Origin of the sequence: Thiobaca trueperi (assembly GCF_004342175.1) — a bacterium.
GTDB classification, from domain to species: domain Bacteria; phylum Pseudomonadota; class Gammaproteobacteria; order Chromatiales; family Chromatiaceae; genus Thiobaca; species Thiobaca trueperi.
Genome location: NZ_SMAO01000010.1, coordinates 79,966 through 104,083, shown reverse-complemented (window position 1 = coordinate 104,083; position 24,118 = coordinate 79,966). Strand labels below are relative to the sequence as shown.

At 60.8% G+C, this 24,118-nt stretch carries 16 protein-coding genes; 4 read left to right on the top strand and 12 right to left on the bottom strand.

The genetic code is table 11. From position 1 onward, the window contains the following. The 6 genes from EDC35_RS16665 to lptD form a co-directional block, all read right to left on the bottom strand. Positions 1-696, bottom strand: a complete 696-nt coding sequence (locus EDC35_RS16665; RefSeq protein WP_132978392.1) for a formate hydrogenlyase — start codon at positions 694-696, stop codon at positions 1-3. After that, complete coding sequence (locus EDC35_RS16660) at positions 693-1,646, bottom strand: respiratory chain complex I subunit 1 family protein (RefSeq protein WP_132978391.1); 954 nt, start codon at positions 1,644-1,646, stop codon at positions 693-695. Before EDC35_RS16660 ends, EDC35_RS16665 begins: the two co-directional genes overlap by 4 nt. A gap of 241 nt (positions 1,647-1,887) precedes the next feature. Further along, positions 1,888-3,900, bottom strand: coding sequence for a hydrogenase 4 subunit B (hyfB, locus tag EDC35_RS16655; RefSeq protein WP_132978390.1), 2,013 nt, complete (start codon positions 3,898-3,900; stop codon positions 1,888-1,890). Between the two features lie 76 nt (positions 3,901-3,976). Continuing rightward, the gene (pdxA, locus tag EDC35_RS16650) at positions 3,977-4,975 is read right to left on the bottom strand and encodes a 4-hydroxythreonine-4-phosphate dehydrogenase PdxA (RefSeq protein WP_132978389.1); all 999 of its coding nucleotides are present in this window, start codon (positions 4,973-4,975) and stop codon (positions 3,977-3,979) included. A gap of 134 nt (positions 4,976-5,109) precedes the next feature. Next, complete coding sequence (locus EDC35_RS16645) at positions 5,110-6,429, bottom strand: peptidylprolyl isomerase (RefSeq protein ID WP_132978388.1); 1,320 nt, start codon at positions 6,427-6,429, stop codon at positions 5,110-5,112. Further along, the gene (gene lptD, locus EDC35_RS16640; protein ID WP_341539448.1) at positions 6,410-8,989 is read right to left on the bottom strand and encodes an LPS assembly protein LptD; all 2,580 of its coding nucleotides are present in this window, start codon (positions 8,987-8,989) and stop codon (positions 6,410-6,412) included. Before lptD ends, EDC35_RS16645 begins: the two co-directional genes overlap by 20 nt. A 354-nt stretch (positions 8,990-9,343) precedes the next feature. Between lptD and EDC35_RS16635 the strand changes: the two genes are divergently transcribed. Genes EDC35_RS16635 through EDC35_RS16625 form a run of 3 tightly spaced genes read left to right on the top strand, consistent with a single transcriptional unit; the run spans position 9,344 to position 13,661 of the window. After that, positions 9,344-11,605: an NADP-dependent malic enzyme gene (locus tag EDC35_RS16635; RefSeq protein WP_132978387.1), complete on the top strand. Its 2,262-nt coding sequence runs from the start codon at positions 9,344-9,346 to the stop codon at positions 11,603-11,605. A 2-nt stretch (positions 11,606-11,607) separates the two neighbouring features. Continuing rightward, entirely contained in the window at positions 11,608-13,179 is a 1,572-nt protein-coding gene (locus EDC35_RS16630) for an AmpG family muropeptide MFS transporter (protein WP_132978386.1), read from the top strand. Positions 13,180-13,214: 35 nt separating this feature from the next. Further along, a complete protein-coding gene (locus tag EDC35_RS16625; RefSeq protein WP_243651756.1) occupies positions 13,215-13,661 on the top strand; it encodes an FUN14 domain-containing protein in 447 nt (148 codons plus the stop codon). A 27-nt stretch (positions 13,662-13,688) separates the two neighbouring features. On the opposite strand, the gene cmoB is transcribed toward EDC35_RS16625, so the two are convergent. Together cmoB and cmoA are read right to left on the bottom strand one after the other, a co-directional pair. Then, entirely contained in the window at positions 13,689-14,666 is a 978-nt protein-coding gene (gene cmoB / locus EDC35_RS16620; RefSeq protein ID WP_132978385.1) for a tRNA 5-methoxyuridine(34)/uridine 5-oxyacetic acid(34) synthase CmoB, read from the bottom strand. Further along, positions 14,657-15,388 (bottom strand): carboxy-S-adenosyl-L-methionine synthase CmoA, encoded by a 732-nt coding sequence (cmoA, locus tag EDC35_RS16615; protein ID WP_207896289.1) that lies wholly within the window; start codon positions 15,386-15,388, stop codon positions 14,657-14,659. The genes cmoB and cmoA overlap by 10 nt, the downstream gene beginning before the upstream one ends. A 113-nt stretch (positions 15,389-15,501) precedes the next feature. Here cmoA and ppk1 point away from each other — a divergent pair, with 113 nt between their 5' ends. Next, positions 15,502-17,730, top strand: a complete 2,229-nt coding sequence (ppk1, locus tag EDC35_RS16610) for a polyphosphate kinase 1 (protein ID WP_132978384.1) — start codon at positions 15,502-15,504, stop codon at positions 17,728-17,730. A gap of 56 nt (positions 17,731-17,786) precedes the next feature. Here ppk1 and gyrB read toward each other — a convergent pair whose 3' ends face one another. The 4 genes from gyrB to dnaA form a co-directional block, all read right to left on the bottom strand. Beyond that, a complete protein-coding gene (gene gyrB, locus EDC35_RS16605; RefSeq protein ID WP_132978383.1) occupies positions 17,787-20,192 on the bottom strand; it encodes a DNA topoisomerase (ATP-hydrolyzing) subunit B in 2,406 nt (801 codons plus the stop codon). A gap of 123 nt (positions 20,193-20,315) precedes the next feature. After that, positions 20,316-21,410, bottom strand: coding sequence for a DNA replication/repair protein RecF (recF, locus tag EDC35_RS16600; RefSeq protein ID WP_132978382.1), 1,095 nt, complete (start codon positions 21,408-21,410; stop codon positions 20,316-20,318). A 41-nt stretch (positions 21,411-21,451) separates the two neighbouring features. After that, complete coding sequence (dnaN, locus tag EDC35_RS16595; protein ID WP_132978381.1) at positions 21,452-22,552, bottom strand: DNA polymerase III subunit beta; 1,101 nt, start codon at positions 22,550-22,552, stop codon at positions 21,452-21,454. Between the two features lie 213 nt (positions 22,553-22,765). Then, positions 22,766-24,103 (bottom strand): chromosomal replication initiator protein DnaA, encoded by a 1,338-nt coding sequence (gene dnaA, locus EDC35_RS16590; RefSeq protein WP_132978380.1) that lies wholly within the window; start codon positions 24,101-24,103, stop codon positions 22,766-22,768. Between the last annotated feature and the right edge of the window lie 15 nt (positions 24,104-24,118).

Here is a 24,118-nt window from a genome sequence, read left to right as displayed (position 1 = left end):
TCATTGGATGAGATCCTCGTTATCGACAGTCTCAGTCAATCGATTGAGCCGATCCACATCCAGCGAGTCGATACTCTCGCGGATCTGGAAAAAAAAGACCCCGAACAGGACCATGGCAACCAGCACGTCGAAGGCGACGCCCAGTTCCACGACCAGCGGCATGCCAGCGGTCGCCGAGACGGCGGCGAGAAAGAGTCCGTTCTCCATCGACATGAAGCCCAGCACCTGAGCCACGGCCTGCTGACGCAGCACCATCATCAGCAGCCCGATCAGGACGACCGCCAGACTGACCGCGACGATGTTGCGAGTGAAGGCCAGCCCCTGTTCGACCATGGGCACCACCAGCCAGTAGCTGAAGATCACCAGCGCGACCCCGGCCATCATCGCCAGCGCGGGCCAGCGCAGGGCTTCGGTATGACGTTCCAGACCCAGCCGACGCACCAGACGGTGCAGCATCCAGGGGATCAGCAGCGCCTTGAGCACCAGGGTCAGGAGCGCCGAAAAATACAGATGATGGGCATGACCGGCGAGCGCCACGGTGAGTGTCACCGCCGCGATCAGCGCGCCCTGCCAGGCGAAGAGATGGATGGCGGCAATCAGACGCGGCTGGGCCAGCAGCACGAATGACAGAAAGAGCACGAGCGCCGCCAGCAGCAGCACGAACTGTTGCAGCAGGGTGAGGACGGTGAGCGTCATGCCCCCACCTCCAGAATGACATGGCTCAAGAGACCCAGCAGCGCCAGCAGCAGGGCCAGATTGAGAAAGGCCGGGACGCGGAACAGACGCATCTTGGCCAGCGCCGTTTCGCTGACCGCCAGCACGGCACCCAGAATCATCAGTTTGAACAGCACGGCGGCGAGTCCCAGACCCAGCGCCAGCGGACTGAAATCCTGCGCCACACCCCAGGGAAAGAAGAGATTGGCGATGATGACGCCATAGAGCAGCAGCTTGATCCAGGCCGCCCATTCCATCAGCGCCAGATGCCGACCGGCATATTCCAGCAGCATCGCCTCATGGATCATGGTCAGTTCCAGATGGGTTGCGGGATTGTCCACCGGGATGCGCCCGCACTCGGCGAGCGCCACCAGCAGCAGTGCACCCAGGGCGAACAGATAGGATGGACGCAGCAGAAAACCATCGGTCAGATGATGATCGATGACGCTGACCAGACTGGTGCTGTGCGCCGTCATGGCGAGGGTGAAGACGGCTACCAGCATGGCGGGCTCGGCCAGCGCCGAGATCAGCATCTCGCGCGAGGCGCCCATGCCGCCGAAGGCCGTCCCTGCATCCATGCCGGCCAGGGCCAGAAAGAAACGCGCCAGCGCCAGCAGACCCACCAGCACGATGATATCGGCGATCCGGGAGGTCGGCAGATCCAGCGCCACCAGCGGGATGGTCGCCGCCGCCAGCCAGATCGCCACGAAGACGATATAGGGAGACGCCCGGAACAATGGCGAGGCGGTATGCGGCACGCGGATCTCTTTGACCAGCAGCTTGCGCAGATCGGCATACGGCTGCAACAGAGACGGCCCGCGCCGGTTCTGGAGCCACGCCTTGACCTTGCGCACCCAGCCGATCAGCAGCGGCGCCAGCGCCGCGATCAGCAGCGCCTGGATGAAGGCAATGAGCCAGGTGACGATGATCATGACCGTTCGCCCGCCAGCGCACGGCATAAGGTGGTTTCCGGGAAAGTTTTTACCAGAGTCAAGACTCCAAATGGACAGGATGAACAGGATTTCGCAGGAGAAAAACCTTTCTTCATCCTGTCAATCTTGAAAAATCCTGTAAATCCTGTCCATTCACATCCTCTCCGTGGGTAGATTGTTTTCAGGAAATCGCCTAAGGCCCCTCTCCCCTCGCGGGAGAGGGGTTGGGGAGAGGGGCAGTTCACGAAATGATCCATAGCAGCACCAGCAGCGTTGCCAGAGTCCAGCCCAGATAGGTCCGCACATTCCCCGATTGCAGACGCACCACCCGGCGCGATGCCGACTCGACGGCGCGCGCCACCGGCAGATACAGGAGCCCCCAGGTGCGGTCGGTCAGTTTGAGCCGATAACGCGGCTCGCCATCCGCGTGCGCGGGGCGCGCCTCGTCGATCTCGAACAGTGGGCCGAACACGCGCCGGATCGGCTGGGCGAAGGCGGTTGCCGTGTACTGCATGCCCGGCGTGGGCGGCGCGAAGCCGCAATCCCAGGGATCGCTGCGCCGGATGCGGCGCGGTACCCCGCGCAGGAACCACCAGAACGCGAACCCGGCCACCAGGGTCAGGAGCAGAATCGTCAGCGGCGCGCTGTAGCTGGCCGTCTCCGACGAGATCGGCGTCAGCCACAGCCAGCCATGGGCGCTGGCCTGCGGCAGACCCGTACCCAGAATCTGCACCGAGACGCCATCGATCAGCATGATGACTTGGGTCGGCAACACGCCGAAGAGCACGCAGAGTCCGGCCAGAAAGCCCTGCCCCGCCCGCATGCCGAATGTTCCCTGCCGCGCATGACGCACATGACGCGAGCGCGCCTGACCGAGGAAGGCGACGCCGTAGACCTTGACGAAGGTCGCCGCCACCAATGCCCCGGTGAGCGCCAGCACCGCCGAGGCGATGGGAATCAGGCTGCGCAGCACCCCGCTTTCAAGCTGCCAGGCCTGCAGCGCCGACTGGAAGATGAGCCATTCGGAAACGAAGCCATTGAACGGCGGCAGCGCGGAGATCGAGAGACAGCCGATCAGGAAAAAGGCGCCGGTCCAGGGCATGCGTCGCAGCAGACCGCCCATCTGTTCCAGATCGCGCTCGTGCGAACTGTGCAGAATGGCCCCCGCGCCCAGGAACAGCAGACTCTTGAACAGGGCGTGATTGATGACGTGATAGAGCGCCGCGACGAAGGCCAGCGCACCCAGCAGGGCATGACCGGTGCTTAGAAAGACCAGCGCCAGACCCAGCGCGATGAAGATGATGCCGAGGTTTTCCACCGACGAATAGGCCAGCAGACGCTTGAGATCGGTCTGCATCAGGGCAAAGAGCACCCCGACCAGCGCCGAGAGGCTGCCGATGACCATCAGCGTCACACCCCACTGCCACTGGACCTGACCGATGAGATCGAAGACCACGCGGATGAAGCCATAGACCGCCACCTTGAGCATGACCCCGGACATGAGCGCCGAGATATGCGAGGGCGCGACCGGATGGGCCTCCGGCAGCCAGGCATGCAGCGGCACCAGACCCGCCTTCATGCCGAAGCCGACGAAGGCCAGGGCGAAGGCGACGCTCGCCCAGCCGGGCGAGAGGATCGCTTCGCGCATCGCGTCGAAGGCAAAGCTGTGGCCGAAGCCCGAGAGCACGCCGAAACCGAGCAGGATGGTCAGCCCGCCGACATGGGCCATGAGCAGATAGAGAAAGGCCGCGCGGCGGTTGGCGGCGTTCTCGTGCTGAAAGGCCACCAGAAAATAGGAGGACAGGGACATGAGCTCCCAGGCCACCATGAAGAGAAAGGCATCGTTCGCCAGCACCACCAGCAGCATGCCGGCGAGGAACAGCCCGGTGAAGCCGCCGAGCGCGGTCAGCGACTCGCGCCCGTGCTCGAAGCCGCGCACATAGGAGGGGCCGTAGATCCCCACTGCGCAGACGACCAGCCCGATCGTCATGAGAAAGAACCCGGACAGCGCATCCAGCCGCACCTGCCAGGGCATCCAGGGCAGACCGAACGGCAGGGTGGTCGAGATATCGCCACCCGCGATCAGGGCCCAGAGCCCCGCCGCCAGCGCCGCCAGACCTGAGAGCCCGATCAGAGGCATCGCCACCCGGCGCAGCACCGACGGATCGCGGCTCGCAAGCAGCGAGACCGCTGACGAACCCAGCGCCAGCAGCACCGCCAATCCGGCCAGCAGCAACGCGGGGGTCATGTTCATCGGTCGGTGTTTCTCATCGGCGGGTTCTTGAGCGGCATCTTGGCGCAGTGCGAAAAATCACCTGATTGAACAGAGTTTAATCGGAAAGATGGGCCAGATCGATGGCGAGTTTGACCGCTGCGGTCAGGCTGCCGGGATCCGCCCGATCCGTACCGGCGAGATCCAGCGCGGTGCCATGATCGACCGAGGTGCGGATGATCGGCAGGCCGAGCGTGACATTGACCGCGCGTCCGAATCCCAGGTGCTTGAGGACGGGCAGTCCCTGATCGTGGAACATGGTGAGAAAGGCGTCGGCGCTGGCGATCCGCTCGGGAACGAAGGCCGTGTCAGCCGGCAGAGGTCCGACCAGATTCCAGCCCCGCGCACGCAGTGCGCTCAGGACCGGTTCGATGACCTCAACCTCCTCGCGTCCCAGATGTCCGCCCTCGCCAGCATGTGGATTGAGTCCGCAGACCAGAATGCGCGGCTGATCGATACCGAAACGCTGTGACAGATCACGGTGCAGGATCTCGATCACCCGGGTCAGATGTTCGCGGGTGATGGCCGCGCTCACCTGCATCAGCGGCAGGTGCGTCGTGACCAGTGCCACCCGCAGTCCGGGCGTGGCGAGCATCATGACCGGCTGTGCATTGCAACGCCGGGCCAAGAACTCCGTGTGTCCGGTGAAATGCACGCCGGCTTCATTGATGACGCCCTTATGGACCGGGCCTGTCGCCAGGGCGTCGAAGGCGCCGTTGAGACAGCCATCGCAGGCAGCAGTCAGGGTCTCCAGGACATAGGCCGCGTTGGCAGGATCGAGCCGTCCCGGCTCGGCTGGCTGACGCAGCGTCACCGGCAGGACACTCAAGTGACCGGGCGGCGAAAGGGTCGGCGGGCGCTCGGGATCGCAGGTCTCAAGACGCAGATCCAGGCCGAGCAGTCGCGCACGCGCGGCCAGCAGATCGGGATCGGCGATGGCGACCAGTTGGGCCTGACTCGCGCCCTGGGCGAAGCGCACGAGCAGATCGGGGCCGATGCCGGCGGGCTCACCCGGCGTGATGGCGATGCGGGGAATCGTGTGGGCGGTCTTCGACAACGTGTTGTTTCTCCGAAAAACGGTTTTTGGACAGGACTAACAGGATGATTCAAGATTAAAAACAATAATTTGAAATCCTGTCCATCCTGAAAATCCTGTCTAAATTCAAATCTGCCCGTTCCTGCGAATCAGGGTTATGGCTCGCGGTCGAGCCGGATTTCGACATAGGCCTGATCGCGCAACTGACGCAGCCATTCCTCGGTCGCCTCTTCGGCCTTGCGCCGTTGCAGTGCCTCGCGCGCCTTGATCCGCATGGCGTCACCGCTGGTGTCCTGACTGCGTCGTTCCAGGGGCTGCACGATGTGCCAGCCGAACGAACTCTTGAAGGGTGCGCTGACCCCGTTGATCGGCTGCTCGTTCATCGCCGTCTCGAACTCGGGCACGGTGTCGCCGGGATTGACCCAGCCCAGCTCGCCGCCCTTGAGGGCCGAGCCGGTGTCGTCCGAATGCGCGCGCGCCAGGGTGCCGAAATCGTCGCCGCTGATGATACGCTCACGCAGGATCGCCAGACGCTGTTTGGCGTCATCATCCGAGACCACTTCATTGGTGCGGATCAGGATGTGGCGGGCGCGGGTCTGGGGCACGTTCTGCGGGTCGGCGCCCTTGATCTCGCGCAGCTTGATGAGATGAAAACCGCTGGGGCTGCGCAGCGGCTCGGTGATCGCGCCTTCGGCCAGGGTCATGGCCTGCTCCGCGACCAGCGCCGGCACCGCGCCCATCTCGAACCAGCCGAGATCGCCGCCTTCGAGCGCGTTACTGCCGTCCGACTCGCGCGCCGCCACCGCGCTGAAATCGGCGCCCCCGCGCAACTGGGCCAGCAGACGTTTGGCCTTGGCCTCGGCCGTCCTGACCTGTTCGGGGGTCGGATCGTCCGGCAGGGCGATCAGGATATGCTGCAATCTGACCTGTTCGCGTTCGATCAGCGAACTGGACTCACGCGCCAGAAAGCGGTCGATCTCGCGGTCGTTCACCTGGATCTTGTTGATGACCTCCTGACTTTGCAGGCGGCTGGTGAGGATCTGGGCGCGGGTGTCCTCGCGGAAATCGGCAAAGCGGATGCCGCCGGCCTCCAGCGTGGCCTGGAGTGCTTCAAGCGACAGACCGTTGCGGCTGGCAATGTTGGTCATAGCCTCGGTCAGGGTGGCGTCATCCACCTCAATGCCGAGTTCCTTGGCCCGCTGGCGTTGCAGCCGCTTGAGGATGAGCCGGTCGAGCACCTGCTTTTCGAGCTGCGCCTGCGGCGGCGGCGGCGTGCCGCTTTGCTGCATCTGGGGAATGACCAGACTGATCTCTTTGTTGAGCTCGCTGCGCACCACGACATCGTCATTGACCACAGCCACGATGGCGTCCAGGGGTTGCGTCCCGGTCTGGGCGAAGACGGCGCTGCACGACAGGGTCAGGCAGACGCCCAGGCTCGCGCGCCGCAGCAGGCGGCTAGTTCGGTTGATAACCATAGATTCCTCGTTCCAGGCGTTTTTCGATCTGATTGCCGAATGAGCCGAGACCGGCCAATTCCAGTTGTAACATGATACTGGTGCTGCCGGCGTTCTCCGCGCTCCGCTTCAAATGCTGACCCAGCACCCGCAGACGCCAGCAGCAGCGACCGAACTCGATGCCGGCGAAGGCCTCGACCGTTTCCTCGTTGAGCAGCGAATAGAGCCAGCGGCCAACCAGTTTGACATTTCCGCCCACCGGCATCTGAAAGGAGATATCGGTGTCTTCGTACTGTTCGTCTTCCTGCTCGCCAAAGTTGAAACGATAGGCCAGATTCAGCAGCCGATCATCGCCGGGCGTATAGCGAAGCTGGAGCGCCTGTTTCTCCCAGGGGTGATCGGTTTGATTTGGATTCCACTGGGCGCTGACCAGCGCCGTCCAGTCTTTCAGCAGACGCGCCGCGACTTCGCCGGCCATCAATGAGCTGAGATCGTTGTCAACCGCATCGCCGTCGAGCTGCACCCGCCGGTCATCGAAGTAATAAATCTGTCCCAGGCTGGCACGGAAGAGTTCGTCGCCATCGTGGCTGGCAAGGGTGCGCGAGGTCAGACCAACAGTGAGACGGTTTTCGTCGCCAATGCGGTCATAGCCGGTGAAGCGGTTGGGACGAAAGAGGCTGGCAAAGCTGAAATCGAGCGCCGTGGTGTCGAAACGCGGGGTCTGTGACTGATCCTCGTAAGGCGTGAGGACGTAATAGAGACGCGGCTCCAGGGTTTGCAGGGTCGCGGCGCCGAACCAGTCGGTCTCGCGCTCGAAGATGAGCGTGCCGTCAATGTCGAGACTCGGGATGAGATGCGAGGGCTGTTCGGGCAGGCCAGGGGTCTGATCGACGAGATCGTAGCTGGTGGAATAGAGACGCGCACGCGGGATGAGATAGCCGAAGCTGCGGCGCAGCGGAATTCGCACCGTCGGAACGGCGACCAGGCGGTTGCCGTGCACGGCCGCGTTGTGGTCGAAATAGTCGTACTGACCGGTGAAGCTGTACTCGACCAGTTGCTTCCAGCGTTGTGGATCCAGGGCGAATTCGAGATGCGGCAACTGACCGTAAGGCCGGTTGGCAGGCGCAATGCTGCTATCAACGGTCTGGAATTCCTGGAACCGGGTGAGCAGACGCCAGCCGTCTCCGGCATAGCGCAGATCGCCGCGCCGGGTCAGATTGCGCAAACTGGTGACATCCAGCCCGTTGCCGAAATCCTCCAGATACTGATCGTCCGAGACGGCGGCATAATCGACTGAGGTTGACCAGCGTTCGCCGAGCTGGCCCCGCTGCTCGACCCGCAGGGCGCTGCGTGCGCCATTGTCGGGCATCTTCTGGTCGCTCGGCAGCAGTTCGCCGTTGATCTCCAGTTCCTGAAAGCTGGCGAGATGGCGGAACTGGGCGCCGAGCATCAGTCCCCGCGTGCTCATGTAGCGCGGTGTCAGGGTCGCGTCCATGTTGGGCGCGATGTTCCAGTAATAGGGCAGACGGATATCGGTGCCGGTCTCATCCGACGAACCGAAGGTCGGAATCAGGAAACCGCTGCGACGCCGGCCATCGATGGGAAATTGCAGATAGGGCGTATAGAGCACCGGCACATCGAAGAAGCGGATGCGCGCATGACGGGCGACCCCCAGGCCGCTCGCCTGATCCAGTTCCAGCTCGCGGGCCTGAAGCGACCAGTCCGAGTAACCGGGCGGGCAGGTGGTGTAGAGGATGTCCTGATAGCGGCTGAGTTGCTCCGAGAGCATCCAGGCGCGGTCGGCCTCGCCGCGCAGATTGGCGTTGCCGGAGACGCGATACCGGGCATGATCAATGGTGCCCGCTTTGGTCTCCAGGTTGTACTGGATGGAATCGCCGGTGAGACGCAGCCCCGGATAGTCCAGATAGATGCTGCCTGCGGCATCGACCTGGCCGGTGCGGCGATTGAAAGCTGACCGTTCGGCCTCCAGACGCCGCTCGTTCTGGACGAACTCGATGCCGCCCTGCAACTGAATCAGATCGGTATTCTGGTCGTAATCGACACGATCCGCCGTGATGTCGATCGGTATCGCATTCGTGCTGGCGGGCGGATCGACGATGCCGAGCCCGTCAGTACCGGGACGCGGGCCGCAATAGTCCCATGACAGACCTGTATGCAGGCGTGCTTCCTGAAGGCGCGCATCCGCGCGTGGCAGGGGGGCAACGGGTGCTCCGGGATCCTGGGGCGGCAGTTGCCGGGCCGTGTCAGGTTCTGGAACCTGCCGTGCGAGCGGCGGGATGGCCTGCTCCGGCGGACCCGGATTGGTCGGTGTCAGTGCTGGCAGGGCAGGACGATCAATCGCAATGGGCGAAGGCGTCAACTCGGCGCGTGCGGGAGGCACTGACGGCGGTTGTTCAGCGACCGGCTGCGTCGCCGTCAGCGGCGCGGCCTCAGCCTGATCCGCTGCCATGGCCGGGATCGGCGGCGTCACGGTGACGGAGTCGTCGGACAGGAGCGGAGACGACAGGGCGAAAAAAAGTAACAGCGCCGATGCGCCCGCGCTGCGTGTGAGATCGAGCATGCTCGGCATCCGTTTGACGGACTCGTGATCCTGAGAGTGGATGGGCTGGGCGTGCAACCATGTCATATCCAGGCCATGTCATCAATCCTGGATCCTGCGCATGGCCCGGTTGAGGCGCATCCTTAACCATCGAACGATCCTGTTACTGATGGGGCGAGAGGCAGGAACGGCACCGTCACGCCGATCATTCCGTGCAGATTCACGTCGCGGCCTCCATCGACGTTATCATAACAATCATCTGCGAGACGCTGGGTTCATCACGTCACTTTGCACTAAGATGCAGCGTCGCTGCATCATCGTCGGACCAAAAAGGCCGGCACAGTATACCCGCCCCCCTTCCACCCGGAGACCCAGATGTCGGAAGACCTCGACCAGAGCGCGCTCGATTATCACCGCTACCCCAAGCCCGGCAAGCTGGCGATCAAGGCGACCAAGCCGCTCGCCAATCAGCGTGATCTGGCGCTGGCCTATTCACCCGGCGTCGCCGCCGCCTGCCGCGAGATTGAGCAGGATCCGCTGACCGCCTCGCTCTATACCGCACGCAGCAATCTGGTCGGGGTCATCACCAACGGCACTGCCGTGCTGGGTCTGGGGGCGATCGGCGGTCTGGCCTCCAAGCCGGTCATGGAAGGCAAGGCGGTGCTGTTCAAGCAGTTCGCCGACATTGATGTCTTCGATATCGAGATCGACGAACGCGATCCGGAAAAACTCATTGAGACCATCGCCCGGCTCGAACCGACCTTCGGCGGTATCAATCTGGAAGACATCAAGGCCCCGGACTGTTTCATCGTCGAACGGGCGCTCAAGGAGCGCATGAAGATCCCGGTCTTCCACGACGATCAGCACGGAACCGCCATCGTGGTGAGCGCGGCCATCCTCAACGGGTTGCGGGTGGTCGGCAAGGACATCGGTCAGGTGCGGCTGGTCACTGCCGGCGCGGGCGCGGCGGCGCTGGCCTGTGTCGATCTGCTGGTCGCACTGGGTCTGTCCAAAGAAAACGTGACCCTGACCGACATCGCCGGGGTCGTCTATCCGGGACGGCTTGAGGTGATGGATCCCTACAAGGGACGCTATGCCCGCGACACCGAAATGCGGACGCTGGAAGAGGCCATCGTCGGCGCGGACATCTTCCTGGGTCTGTCAGCCGCTGGCGTGCTCAAACCGGAATGGCTGATCCGCATGGCCGATCATCCCATCGTCATGGCGCTCGCCAACCCCGAACCCGAGATCATGCCCGATCTGGCGCGCGCGGCGCGGCCCGACGCCATCATTGCCACCGGGCGCTCGGACTATCCGAATCAGGTCAACAACGTCCTCTGTTTTCCCTTCATCTTCCGGGGCGCGCTCGACTGCGGCGCCAGCGAGATCAACGAGGCCATGAAGGTCGCCTGTGTGCGCGCCATTGCCGATCTGGCGATGGCCGAACCATCCGACATCGTGCGCGCGGCCTATGGCGGCGATCAGCTCCAGTTCGGCCCCGAGTATCTGATTCCCCGACCTTTTGATCGGCGTCTGATGGAGCATCTGGCCCCGGCGGTCGCGCAGGCGGCGATGGAGAGCGGGGTCGCGACCCGTCCCATTGCGGATCTGGATGCCTATCGTCAGTCGCTGCACACCCGCGCCTATCGCACCGGCATGACCATGAAGCCGGTCTTCGACCAGGCCCGCACCGCGCCCAAACGCGTGGTCTTTGCCGAAGGCGAGGATGAGCGGGTGCTCCAGGTCGCCCAGCAGGCCATCGCCGAGGGCATCGCGCGCCCCATTCTGATCGGACGCACCGAAATCATCGCCAGCCGTCTCGGGACGCTGGGTCTGAGCATCCGCCCCGGTCGCGACTTCGATCTGGTCGTCCCCAGCGATAACCCGAACTTCGAGCACTACTGGCACGCCTTCTATGACCGGGTCAAACGTCGCGGCTATGCCCCGGACGAGGTGCGCAAATATATCCGCAACGACACGACCGTGCTGGCCGCGACCATGGTGCGTGTCGGCGACGCCGATGCCATGATCTGCGGCATCGTCGGACGCTATTCGCGTCACTTCAAGCATGTCGAGGAGGTGATCGGCGCCGCGCCCGGCGTCAGGCGTCTCACCGCCATGAGTGCACTGGTGCTTCCGGGCGGCCCGCTCTTCATGGCCGACACCTACGTCCAGGTCGACCCCACTGCGGAGGACCTGGTCGAGATCACCCGTCTCTGCGCCGCCGAGGTGCGCTGCTTCGGACTGGTGCCCAAGGTCGCCCTGCTCTCGCACTCCAATTTCGGCAGCCACGACTCGCCTGCCGCCACCAAGATGCATGAGGCACTGCGTTTGCTGCGAGAGCTGGAGCCGGAATTGGAAGTGGAGGGCGAGATGCACGCCAATCTTGCCTTCGACGCGGCAGTCCGGCAGGCGCGCTTTCCCGAATCGCGTCTCACGGGCCGGGCCAATCTGCTGATCATGCCCAATCAGGACGCCGCCAATATCGCCTTCAATCTGCTGCGCACCATGAACGAGGGCGCATCCTTCGGCCCCATGCTGCTCGGTACTGATCGTGCCGCCCATATCGTCACCCCGAGCACCTCGGTGCGCGGGCTGCTCAACATGACCGCGATTGCGGCGGTGCAGGCGGGTTGACGATGACAGAGACGGCAATCACCGCAACGCGGAACTGGAAACAAACCGGAAAGGAATTTCTCAATCCGCGTGTCGTCAGCATGCTGTTTCTCGGCTTCTCAGCCGGAATCCCGCTGCTGCTGATCTTTTCCTCGCTCTCGCTGTGGCTGCGTGAGGCCGGAATCGAGCGCAATGCCGTCACCTTTTTCAGTTGGGCGGCGCTCGGTTATTCGTTCAAATTCGTCTGGGCGCCGCTGATCGACCGTCTGCCGCTGCCCGTTCTGACCCGGCGGCTCGGTCGCCGCCGCGCCTGGATGCTGACCGCGCAGATCGCCATCATCACCGCCATTCTGCTGATGGCGATGGTCGATCCATCGACCGGCCCGGACAGCCTGACACGCATGGCGCTGGCCGCCGTGCTGCTGGGTTTCTCGTCCGCGACCCAGGACATTGTCATCGACGCCTACCGCATCGAATCTGCCGAACCGCGATTCCAGGCGCTCATGTCATCAACCTATATCGCCGGTTATCGCATCGGCATGGTGGTAGCCGGCGCCGGTGCGCTCTATCTGGCCGCGCGCTTCGGCTCCGAGGCCGGCGCTTACAGCTATGTTGCCTGGCAGATGACCTATCTGATCATGGCCGGCATCATGCTGGTCGGCGTGATGACGACCCTTTCGATCCGTGAGCCGGAGACCAGCCGCGCCAATGAAATCCACTATGCCGCGACCGATTATCTGCGTCTGGTGCTGGTGTTCGCCGCCACCGCAGCGGCCTTTGCGTCCGGCTTCTTTCTGACAGGCGGGATCTTTACCGAACTCAAGACCGCCGCTGGCGGTAGCGCCCTGAGCGGTTTTCTGCTGGAGACGCTGCGCTTCGTGCTGGCGGTCGGTGCGGCGGTGCTGGTCGGTTGGGGACTGGTGGTGCTGGGCGCGATCAATCGGGTCATGGCGCGCGAGACCTGGGTCGAGCCGGCGCTCGATTTTTTCCGCCGCTATGGTCTGAACACTGCGCTCCTGCTGCTGGCTCTGATCGGGCTCTACCGGATCTCGGACATCGTGCTGGGGGTCATCGCCAATGTCTTCTATCAGGACATCGGTTTCACCAAACCCCAGATCGCCACGGCGGTTCAGACTTTCGGGGTCTTCGTCAGCATTGCCGGCGGTCTGCTCGGCGGATTGCTGGCGACCCGTTATGGCGTGCTGCGGATCCTCATGCTGGGTGCCATCCTGTCGGCGGCGACCAATCTTATCTTCGTGGCGCTGGCTGAGATCGGCAACAATGTGCTGTTGCTCTACGTGGCCGTCGGTGCGGACAATCTCGCAGCGGGACTCGCCAGCGCGGCCTTCGTCGCCTTTCTGTCGAGCCTGACCAATGTCTCTTTCACCGCCGTGCAATATGCCATCTTCAGCTCGCTCATGACCCTGCTGCCAAAACTGCTTGGCGGTTATTCGGGATCCATCGTCGATGGCATCGGTTATCCGGGCTTCTTCATCTTCACGGCCCTGATCGGCGTGCCGGTGATCGCCCTGGTCTGGTTCGCAGGCCAGCGTCTGGACATTGATGGCCGGGCGAAGCCGGCTCACGTCCGCTAAACCGATCCCTTTCATTCCTGGATTCGCGACGACTCATGTCTCATCACACGATGCTCTACCGCCCGGCCGCAGGATGGCTGCCGGCCCTCTCTGTCTGGATCTTTTCGACGGTTGTTCACGCTGCGCCTGCCGTTGCGCCGCCTGTTCCAGCAAACGCCGGGCCACCCGATGCCGGAGGACTGTTCAGCGAGGCGTTTTTTCTCAAGCTCGGCTTCTCGTTCATGATCGGGCTGGCGATGGGCTTCGCACTCAAGGTCGCCTTCAAGATCGCACTCCTGGTGATGGGCCTGATCCTGCTCGCGCTCTTTCTGTTGCAGTATCACGGCGTCATCGATGTCGATTGGTCCGGTTTCGAGGTCCATTACGACACCTGGATCGACTGGCTCGGCGCCCATGCCGGGGTCTTTTTCGGTTTCGTCGGAGACAATCTCACCAGCGCGGCGTCCTTTCTGGCAGGGCTGGCGCTGGGGTTCAAGTATTGAGTTGGCAGGACGACTGACGACTTGAATTTACTTCCGCGCAATGAGAATTGCGCGCACTGGTGCGGGCAGTCCTTCAACCGTTTGGTTTGGATCGGCAGGATCCAGATGATCGGGCAACGACTGGAAATGCATCCAGTCGGTTGACCGCTGTTCCTCGCGGCTGGTGCGGCTGACATCGACCACCCGCACCGCCTCGAAACCGCAGCGCCTGAGCCAGACCGACAGCGCCGCGACGCTCGGGATGAACCAGACATTGCGCATGCTGGCATAGCGCCCCGGCGGCACCAGCGCCTGCGTCCCATCGCCTTCCAGAACCAGGGTTTCCAGCACCAGTTCACCGCCCGGACGGAGCAGGCGACGCAGCTCGGCGAGATGGTCCATGGGCGAGCGGCGGTGATAGAGCACCCCCATCGAGAAAACCGTGTCGAAGCCGGTGACTGTGTCGGGCAGATCCTCGATGCCGAGCGGCAGCACCGCCAGCTCATCGCGAGCCAGATAGCGGTTGATGGCGAGAAACTGGAGCACGAACAGGAGCGTCGGATCGATGCCGAGCACCAGTCGCGCGCCCGCGCCCAGCATCCGCCAGCCGTGATAGCCGTTGCCGCAACCGACATCCAGCACCAGTCGCCCGTCCAGCGGACTGATGGCGTCGGCCAGCCGATCCCATTTCCAGTCCGAGCGCCATTCGGTATCGAGATGCAGACCATGCAGACAGAATGGACCCTTGCGCCAGGGATGCAGCCGCATCAGCGTCTGGCGCAGGATGGCTGCGGTTGCCGAATCGAGTGGGGTGATCGCCTGGAGACCGACGCAGGCGGCATTCAACCGGATTTCGCCCTCCGGCAATGACGGCAGCGCGGCCAGCGCCGACTCCCAGCGCGCCAGATCCCCATGTGCGCCCGCGCCAAGCCGGGCCAGACTGGCATCTGCCAGCGCATCACGCCAGGGAGCGAGCGGGGTCGCTGCCAAACGCGCCAGAAACGGCTGAAAATGACTCAGGTCCATGCGATCCAGGCGACGAAGTTGAGACTCTGAAACCAGCGCGTCACCTCGATGAAGCCGGCAGCAGCGAGCCGCTGCTCATGGGTTTCAATCGAATCCGGCACCAGAACACGCTCCAGCGCGGCGCGCTTGCGGGCGATGGCCAGCTCGCTGTAGCCGTTGGCGCGCTTGAAATCTTCGTGCAGTGCGGTCAGCCAGGCACCGTTACGGTCATCGAGAACCCGGATCTTTTCGGCCAGAAGGAGCGCACCGCCGGGCACCAGACCCGCACGAATCCCTTGCAGCAGGCTCAGACGCCGTTCCGGCGGGATGAACTGGAGGGTCAGATTCAGGACGACCAGCGACGCCTGCTCGATCCGCACCGCTTCCACATCTGCGCAGATCAGCTCGATCCGCTCCGCGCCCGGCACATCGGCGAGCCGGTCGCGCAGACCCGCGATCATCGCGGGGGCATTATCGACTGCCACGATTCGCACCGTCGCGGGAACCTGCCGCAGCATGGCGCGCGTCACCGCGCCCAGCGAGCAGCCCAGGTCATAACAGGCGGTTCCGGGTCGTGCCACGCGCCGGGCGATCAGCCCGGAGAGTCCCACCAGTTCGGCATAGCCCGGCACCGAACGCCGCACCATGTCAGGAAAGACCCGCGCCACATCGGCATCGAATTCAAAGGGACGGATCGGCGCATCGGGCCGGTCGAAGAGATTATCTGGATCACTGGTCATCATGCGCGGCATTGTAACGGCCATTCCAACAAGTCACGAAACCAACATCGACGAACGTCCGGCGATTGTTAGAATGTCAGGTCAATGACCACGCGCCCAGACCACGGAAAACCACCATGAGCACGAGCGACATCCAGGTATTCGACGAAGACGTGAACTACGTCAAAACGCTTGCCGATCCGATTCCGGTCTTGGCCGAGGACATCAATCTCGACGATCCCAGTCTCTACCTGAATCGCGAGCTGACCTGGCTGGCCTTCAATCATCGTGTGCTTCACGAGGCGGACGATCCGCGCAATCCGCTGCTGGAGCGGATCAAGTTTCTGGCGATCGTCAGCAACAATCTGGACGAGTTCTTCATGAAACGCATCGGCGGGCTCAAGCAGCAGATCGCCGCCGGTGTCCATACCCCGAGCCTGGACGGCCGCACCCCGCTTCAGCAGCTCAAGACCTGTCAGGCAGCGGCGCGCGATTTCCAGACCGAGCAGCAGCGCATCTATGACATCCTGATGAGCGAGCTGGCCGCACATGACATCCGTATCGTTCTGCATGATCAATTGCCCGAGGATGCACGCGAGCGGCTGCGCGATTATTTCCGCGCCAATATCTTCCCCATGCTCACTCCGCTGGCGATGGATCCGGCGCATCCATTCCCCTTCATCTCCAATCTGACGCTGAATCTGCTGGTGACCCTGCGCTTCCCGGATGGCAACGAGGTCTACATGGCCCGCGTCAAGGTGCCGGTGAGCAAGGATGTCTCCAAACGCCTGATCCCGGTGGATGGCAGTCTCACCTTCGTCACGCTCGAAGACCTCATGGTCAATAACCTGGACATGCTGTTTCCGGGAATGGAGATCGTCTCCTGCGCGCTCTTCCGGGTGACCCGCAACGCCATCGTCGAACCGGATGCGGAAGCGGCCAACGATCTGCTGGAGATGATCGAGACCGAACTGCGCGAGCGCCATTTCGCGCCCATCGTGCGGCTGGAGGTGCAGCCGGGCATGGAGCCGATCCAACGCGGCATGTTGGCCGCCGAACTCGGCCTGAACGAAGAGGAGGATGTCTTTGAAGTCGCTGGCATGATGGCGCTGCGTGATCTCTTCGAGATCGCCGCCATTGAAAAACCCGAGCTGCACGACAAGCCGCACCGTCCGGTCGATCACCCGCTGCTCGCCAATGACCGGCGCAATATCTTTCATATCATCCGCGAGAACGGGCCAATCCTGCTCCAGCATCCCTATCAGCCCTTCAGCACCTCGGTCGAGCGTTTTCTGCGCACGGCCGCTGAGGATCCCAAGGTGCTGGCGATCAAGATGACCCTCTATCGCACCTCCGCCGGGGCCATCCTGGACTCACTCATCCAGGCGGCGCGCAACGGCAAGCAGGTCGCGGTGCTGGTGGAACTCAAGGCGCGTTTCGACGAGGCCGCCAATATCCAGTGGGCGCGCCGGCTGGAGGCCGAGGGGATCCATGTCAACTATGGTGTCATGGGGCTCAAGACCCACAGCAAGCTGATCTTCGTGGTGCGCCGTGATTACGCCCAACTGCGCCGTTACTATCACATTGGCACCGGCAACTATCACGCTGGCACCGCCAAACTTTATACCGACCTTGGCATGCTCGGCTGTGATGAGGGCATCGGCCAGGATCTCACCGAGCTGTTCAACTATCTGACCGGCTACTCGCCGCCGCCAAGCTATCGCAAGATCCTCGCCGCGCCCTATAACCTCAAGCGCGCCATCATCGATAAGATCAACCGCGAGATCGAGCATCAGAAACAGGGGCGCGGCGGTCTGATCCAGATGAAGATGAACGCACTGGAAGACGCCGACATCACCCGCGCGCTCTATAAGGCTGGCCGCGCCGGGGTGCAGATCGATCTGATCATCCGCGACACCTGCCGCTTTCGCCCAGGGCTTCCCGGCATCAGCGAGCGCGCGCGCGTGGTGAGCATTGTCGGGCGCTTTCTGGAGCATGGGCGGATCCTCTATTTCCGCAATGGCGGCGAGGAGGAGTATTACATCGGCTCGGCGGACATGATGGGGCGCAACCTGGACAGCCGGGTGGAGGTTCATGCCCCGGTCGAAAATCCGGAGCTGCGCCAGGATCTGCGGCTCATTCTGGATGTGCAGTTCGCCGACACCCGTTCGGCCTGGGATATGGACGCCACTGGTCATTACACCCAGCGCACGCCGGAGGACGACAGCAAGAAAGGCGCACAGGAGACCCTGATCGGCGTGGCCGAGAAACGTCTTGCTGCTGCCGCCAAACACAAGGAAAAGAAGGTCCGCTCCAGGCTGCTGAGCCACTTCCAATGGCGGCTGCGGGACAAGAATCAGCCGTGAACTGAACCGCGCGCTCAGAGCGATCAGGATGCTCTGAGCGCCTGGATGCTGCGACTCTAGACGTCCAGATTTTCGACGTTTAACGCATTTCGCTCGATAAAGAGCCGACGCGGCTCCACCTGATCACCCATCAGCGTGGTGAAGATCTGATCCGCCGCGACGGCATCCTCGATGGTGACCCGCAACAGACGCCGGATCTCGGGATTCATGGTGGTTTCCCAAAGCTGTTCGGGGTTCATTTCACCCAGACCCTTGTAACGCTGAATGCCATAGCCGCGCTGTGCCTCAGCGAGCAGCCAGCGAATCCCTTCACCGAGATCCGCAATCTCCTTGCGACGCTCTCCCCGGCTGACATAGGAGCCGGCTTGGAGCAGGCCATCAAGCTTCTGTCCGAATTCCAGAATTTTTGCGTAATCCGCCGTCTGGAAAAACTCAAGTGGAATAATCCGGGTTTCCGGGATCCCATGAATGAGCCGGATCAGTTCAATGACAGATGCCTTGCCTGACGATGACTCGCCAAGATGCAGTTTATAGTGCAGCGAAATGGAATCATGCTGATTCAGACGTGATTCCAGTTCAACACACCACTCTGCGAGACGCTGTGTATCCGCAATTTGCGCTGTGTCCAGCGCGGGCGACTTGAGCAATTCTTCGAGAAAGACGGCGTCATAACGGGACGAAAGTCGTTTGACGATGGCGACGAAGACCTGATACTCATGCGCGAGCGCTTCAAGCGCAGTGCGGGCCAATGGCGGCGCATCCGTGTTGACGAAGAGATCGGCATCATCCAGCGCGGCTTGCAGCATGGCGCGATTGAGCGCCGACTCATCTAGCAGATATTCCTCCTGCTTGCCTTTTTTGATCTTGAAGAGCGGCGGCTGGGCGATATAGATATGGCCGCGCTCGACCAGCTCGGGCATCTGACGGTAGAAGAAGGTCAGGAGCAGGGTGCGGATATGGGCTCCGTCTACGTCCGCATCTGTCATGACAATGATGCGGTGATAACGCAGGTTATCCGGGTTATATTCCTCACGGCCAATACCGCAGCCCAAGGCGGTAATGAGCGTCCCGACCTCAGCAGATGACAGCATTTTGTCGAAACGCGCCTTTTCGACATTCAGGATCTTGCCCTTCAGGGGGAGAATGGCCTGAAAGGCCCGATCCCTGCCCTGCTTCGCCGAGCCACCTGCCGAGTCGCCCTCGACCAGATAGAGTTCCGATTTGGCCGGATCCTTTTCCTGACAGTCGGCCAGTTTGCCCGGCAGTCCCGCGACATCCAGCACGCCTTTGCGACGTGTCATTTCACGCGCCTTGCGCGCCGCCTCACGGGCGCGCGCCGCTTCCAGCATCTTGTTCGCAATCACCTTCGCCTGGGCGGGCTGCTCTTCCAGAAAAAGATCAAGCTGCTCGACGACCAGCGATTCGACCGCTGCCTTGACCTCGGAAGACACCAGTTTGTCTTTCGTTTGGGATGAAAATTTGGGGTCTGGCACTTTCACCGAGAGCACAGCCGTGAGTCCTTCGCGCGCATCATCGCCGACCGGGCGGATCTTCTGACTCCTGTCCAGCCCTTCGCGCTCGATATAGGCATTCAGAGTGCGCGTCAGCGCCGCGCGAAAGCCGGCCAGATGGGTGCCGCCATCCTTTTGCGGGATGGTGTTGGTATAGCAATAGATCGTCTCCTGATAGCTGTTATTCCATTGAATCGCCAACTCCACACCAATGGAGTGACGTTCCGAACTGAAATAAACCACTGTCGGATGAATCGGCTCCTTGTTCTGGTTCAGATGCTCGACAAAGGCGCGAATGCCGCCTTGATATTCAAAGATATCCTGTCGCCCTGAGATCTCCTCATTCAGCGCAATGCGCACGCCCGAGTTCAAAAAAGAGAGTTCGCGCAGACGCTTGGCCAAAATATCGTAGTGGAAATCCAGATTCGTAAAAATTTCAGACGACGGATAAAAACGAATTTCAGTCCCGGTGTCACTCGTTTCGCCGACCACTTTCAATGGATACTGAGGAACGCCAAGACGGTACTCCTGCTGATAAACATGCCCGCCGCGACAGATACGTAAATGCAGGCGTTCAGACAGGGCGTTCACCACCGACACGCCAACACCATGCAGTCCGCCCGACACCTTATAGGAGTTGTCGTCGAATTTTCCTCCTGCATGCAACACTGTCATGATGACTTCAGCGGCCGAACACTGCTCTTCCGCATGGATGTCAACCGGGATGCCACGACCATCATCGACGACGGACACGGATCCATCACCGTGCAGGGTGACGGTTATATTCGTGCAGTAACCAGCGAGCGCCTCGTCAATGGAGTTATCGACGACCTCGAAGACCATGTGATGCAGACCGGTCCCGTCATCCGTGTCGCCGATATACATGCCGGGGCGCTTGCGTACCGCGTCGAGCCCTCTGAGGACTTTAATATTGGTGGAGTCGTAAGTCATGGAGTCTGATTAAATCGATGATTGATAGGAAGAAAAATGCCAGCGGCATGGGTTTTGTACAGAAGGTTGATCCATGCATGATGTCATGCATGAATCATCGTCAAAACGGCAGCGGCATGGCGATCAAGGCGTCAAGACGCCATGTTCCACGTGGAACAAGCAAGCCTTGCCTCCTGCGGTCCACTCATCGGCCATTGGCCTTGTCGAAACGCGCGTGACAAACCGCTGGGCCTCTGTCGCCGCAAAAATTGACCAGATTTTTGAGCAGGTATCCTGATCAAGCTCCGCCTCCAGGTCATCCAGGAGCCAAACCGATGCGCCAACACCATGTTCAGCATGAACGCGATCGGCAGCAAGTTGCAGCAAGCAAACAAGAGCTTTTGCCTGTCCTCTTGAAAAGCACGCCGCCTTACCGTCACGTTCGACCGTGAAATCGGCGCGACTCGGGCCGATCAATGTGTATCCACAGGATACTTCGGCTGCTCTCACCTGGGTCAACGCATCACCCAATGAGTCGCGATCTGACCAGCCTCGTCGAAACCGGATATCACAATCAGCCAAAAAATCGAACGTCGGACAAAGCTGAAGAAACTGGACGCGCCAATCCGTAAAAAACTGCTCGCGATACCGATTGACTTCTTCCGCAAGCTCCACGAAGGAACGACTCCAGATACCGTCCGCCCAGTCTTTGGAGCGCAGGACAGCATTTCGTTGCGACAAGGTGCGATGGAAGTTCTTGCGTAGTCGTCCGAAGCGATGTTCCACGTGGAACACGTTCCAGTCGAGATAGGTTCTTCTAAGCGCCGGATCTCCGTCCAACAAGGATTGAGCGTTCTCCCCGATCAGTTTGACGGAAATCGGAAAATGGGTTGCATCCTGATTCTCCCACGGGGCTGAATCAAGCGAACGCTGGGTGCCTGTGCGGTCTCGATAAAAGCCGAGACTTAGTTTACCCCGCTGCCCCGTACAGAAACCCTTGATGGAGGTACAGCATTCGCCATTGGTCGTGATCGGGCCGGCCTTGCGTCCACGAAAACTTCGGCCTCGTGCAAGCAGGTAGATCGCCTCCAGAACCGTTGTTTTACCTGCGCCATTCCCACCACTTAAAATGACAACCGGCGCATCCAGATCAATTTGCATGCGTTGAATGTTACGTAGATTTTCAATACGCAGCGAAACCAGACCCTGGAGTTTTCCATCTTCGATAGCCGATTCCATCCAAACTCACTCGAAACTCAGCATTTCGCTCTGGACGCGGTTTAGAGCCGCATCGGCATGACAACATAGGTTTCGTCCTCGGCGTCTTTTCCACGCCAGACTGAACTGCTGTTTCCGTCCTGAAAACGAACCTGAACCTCGTCGCCATCAAGTGCGTTCAATACATCGATGAGATAAGCCACATTGAAGCCAATTGCAGTCGGCTCGCCAGCATAATCCAGTTCGATTTCCTCTTCGGCCTCTTCCTGCTCTGGATTGTGAGCAAGCAGTTTCAGCACACCCTGCTCAAATGTCAGTCGAACACCGCGATATTTTTCGTTGGATAAAATCGCCGTGCGTGATAACGCGCGTTTCAGATCCTCTTTGTTCATTGATGCCAAATGACCGATTTCGCGCGGAATAACGCGCTCATATTCAGGATAACGGCCATCAACCAGTTTGGATGTCATCGTCATATGGCCAACAATGATTCTAAAGCTCTTCTCCCCAAGACTGATTGACACCTCATCTTCTGTATGGCCGAGCTGGCGCCGCAGTTCCAGAACTGTCTTGCTCGGAACGATGACCTGTCGGACGCCGTCCATCACGATACCGGTTTTGCTCTGGAACTTCGCCAGTCGATGCCCGTCGGTCGCAACAGCTGTCAGCATGGCGGCACCGAACTCGATCAAGAGACCATTCAAGTAATAGCGCACGTCCTGCTGGGCCATGGCAAATGCGGTTTTATCCAGCAAACGCTTCAGGATGCCTTCAGTGATGGAAAAATTGAGCCCGGCACTTTCCGGCTCCATCAGCGGAAAATCGGCGGGCGGCAGGACGCCAAGCGAAAAACGTCCGCGACCGGCAGTGACCACACACCGCTCATCCTTGACTCGAAAGCGAATTTCCGCGCCCTCAGCCAAACTGCGGCAAATGTCCATCAGCTTGCGCGCGGGCAAAGTGGTCTGCCCCGCCTGCTGGATGTCGACGGCAAAGTCTGTTTTAACTTCGACTTCCAGATCCGTTGCGGTCATGATCATGCGCTCGCCCTGGCTTACCAGCAGCAAGTTGCCGAGAATCGGCAGTGTCTGGCGCCGTTCGACGACGCCGTTCACTTTGTTAAGCGCCGGAAGCAGAACCTCTCGGTTGACGACGAATTCCATCGAATTCTCCATACATATTCAGTTAAGCCGCGTTTGGCGCGGTATACGATATTTTTGGTTTGGATCGACCTTCGCTGCATCGACGATTGCCAAAGCTGGCGCGGTTTAAAATATTAAAAAATACAATTTTAAACTGCGTCCCACCAAAGATCGTGGATGCGCCAAACGTCGAATGCACTCGAAATTTAGCCTCTCGCTCTGGACGCGGTTTAACTATGAGGTCAATCTTCTTAACAGATTCTTATAGTCCTCTTCGATTCCGGCGTCGCTTTCCCTCAAGCTTTTGATTTTCCGTGTGGCGTGCAGAACGGTCGTATGATCGCGACCACCAAAGGCGCTGCCGATCTCGGGCAGGCTATGCTTGGTTAATTCTTTCGCCAGCGCCATCGCAATCTGTCTTGGACGGGCCAATGAGCGGCTGCGTTTAGCCGACAGGAGTTCGGTCGTGCGGAGCTTGAAATATTCCGCCACCGTTTTCTGGATGTTTTCGATGCTAACCTGCTTGTCCTGCGCCGCCAGCATGTCGCGCAGCGCATACCTGGCAAACTCCAGTGTGATGGGTTTTCCGGTAAACTGGGCATTCGCCACCAGACGGCGCAGGGCGCCTTCCAGTTCGCGAATATTGGAGCGAATACGACGCCCGACGAAAAAGGCAACATCATCACTCAGCTCGACACCCAACTGAGTGGCCTTGCAATGGAGAATGGCAACACTCGTCTCCAGGTCAGGAGGCTCGACCGCAACCGTCAATCCCCATCCGAAGCGCGATTTCAAACGCTCTTCCAGTCCGACAACTTCCTTGGGAAAACGGTCGCTCGACAGGATGATCTGCTGGCGGGACTCAAAAAGTGCATTAAAGGTATGGAAAAACTCCTCCTGAGAACGATCCTTGCCAGCGAAAAATTGCACGTCATCAATGAGTAATGCATTCACCGAACGATAGATTTTTTTGAATTCATCGATCCGGTTATGCTGTAACGCCTTGATCATCTCGGCAACGAAGCGCTCCGAGTGGAGATAGACCACCCGCGCATTGGGATTTGTGGCGAGGATGACATTGCCGATCGCATGCATCAGATGGGTCTTGCCAAGCCCGACCCCACCATAGATAAACAATGGGTTATAAGCCGTTCCAGGACTTTGACCAATCTGCATCGACACCGCTCGAGCGAGCTGATTGGACTTGCCCTCAACAAAGGTTTCAAAGGTGAAATCAGCATTCAGATTGGCGCTGGCGCGTCGTTCGCCCAGATCCGGCACAGCGGGTTGACTGTTCGCTCGGTCCTGTGCGGATGATCCGCCTGTCCGATGCTCTAGACCACCCACCTCAAAGGCGATCTGTACGAGGTTCCCCGCGCTGAACAGGGTGCAGAGTTCAACCAGACGTTTCTCATAATGCTTCTGCGTCCAGTCCAGCACAAAGCGGTTGGGAGCGAAGAGGCGCAGGCGGGAACCATCTGCGCGCGCCTGAAGCGGCAGAATCCAGGTATTGAACTCTGCCGATGTCAACTCGCCCTTCAGTTGCCTGACACATTGTTCCCATACGCCCACGGCCACTCCCGACAG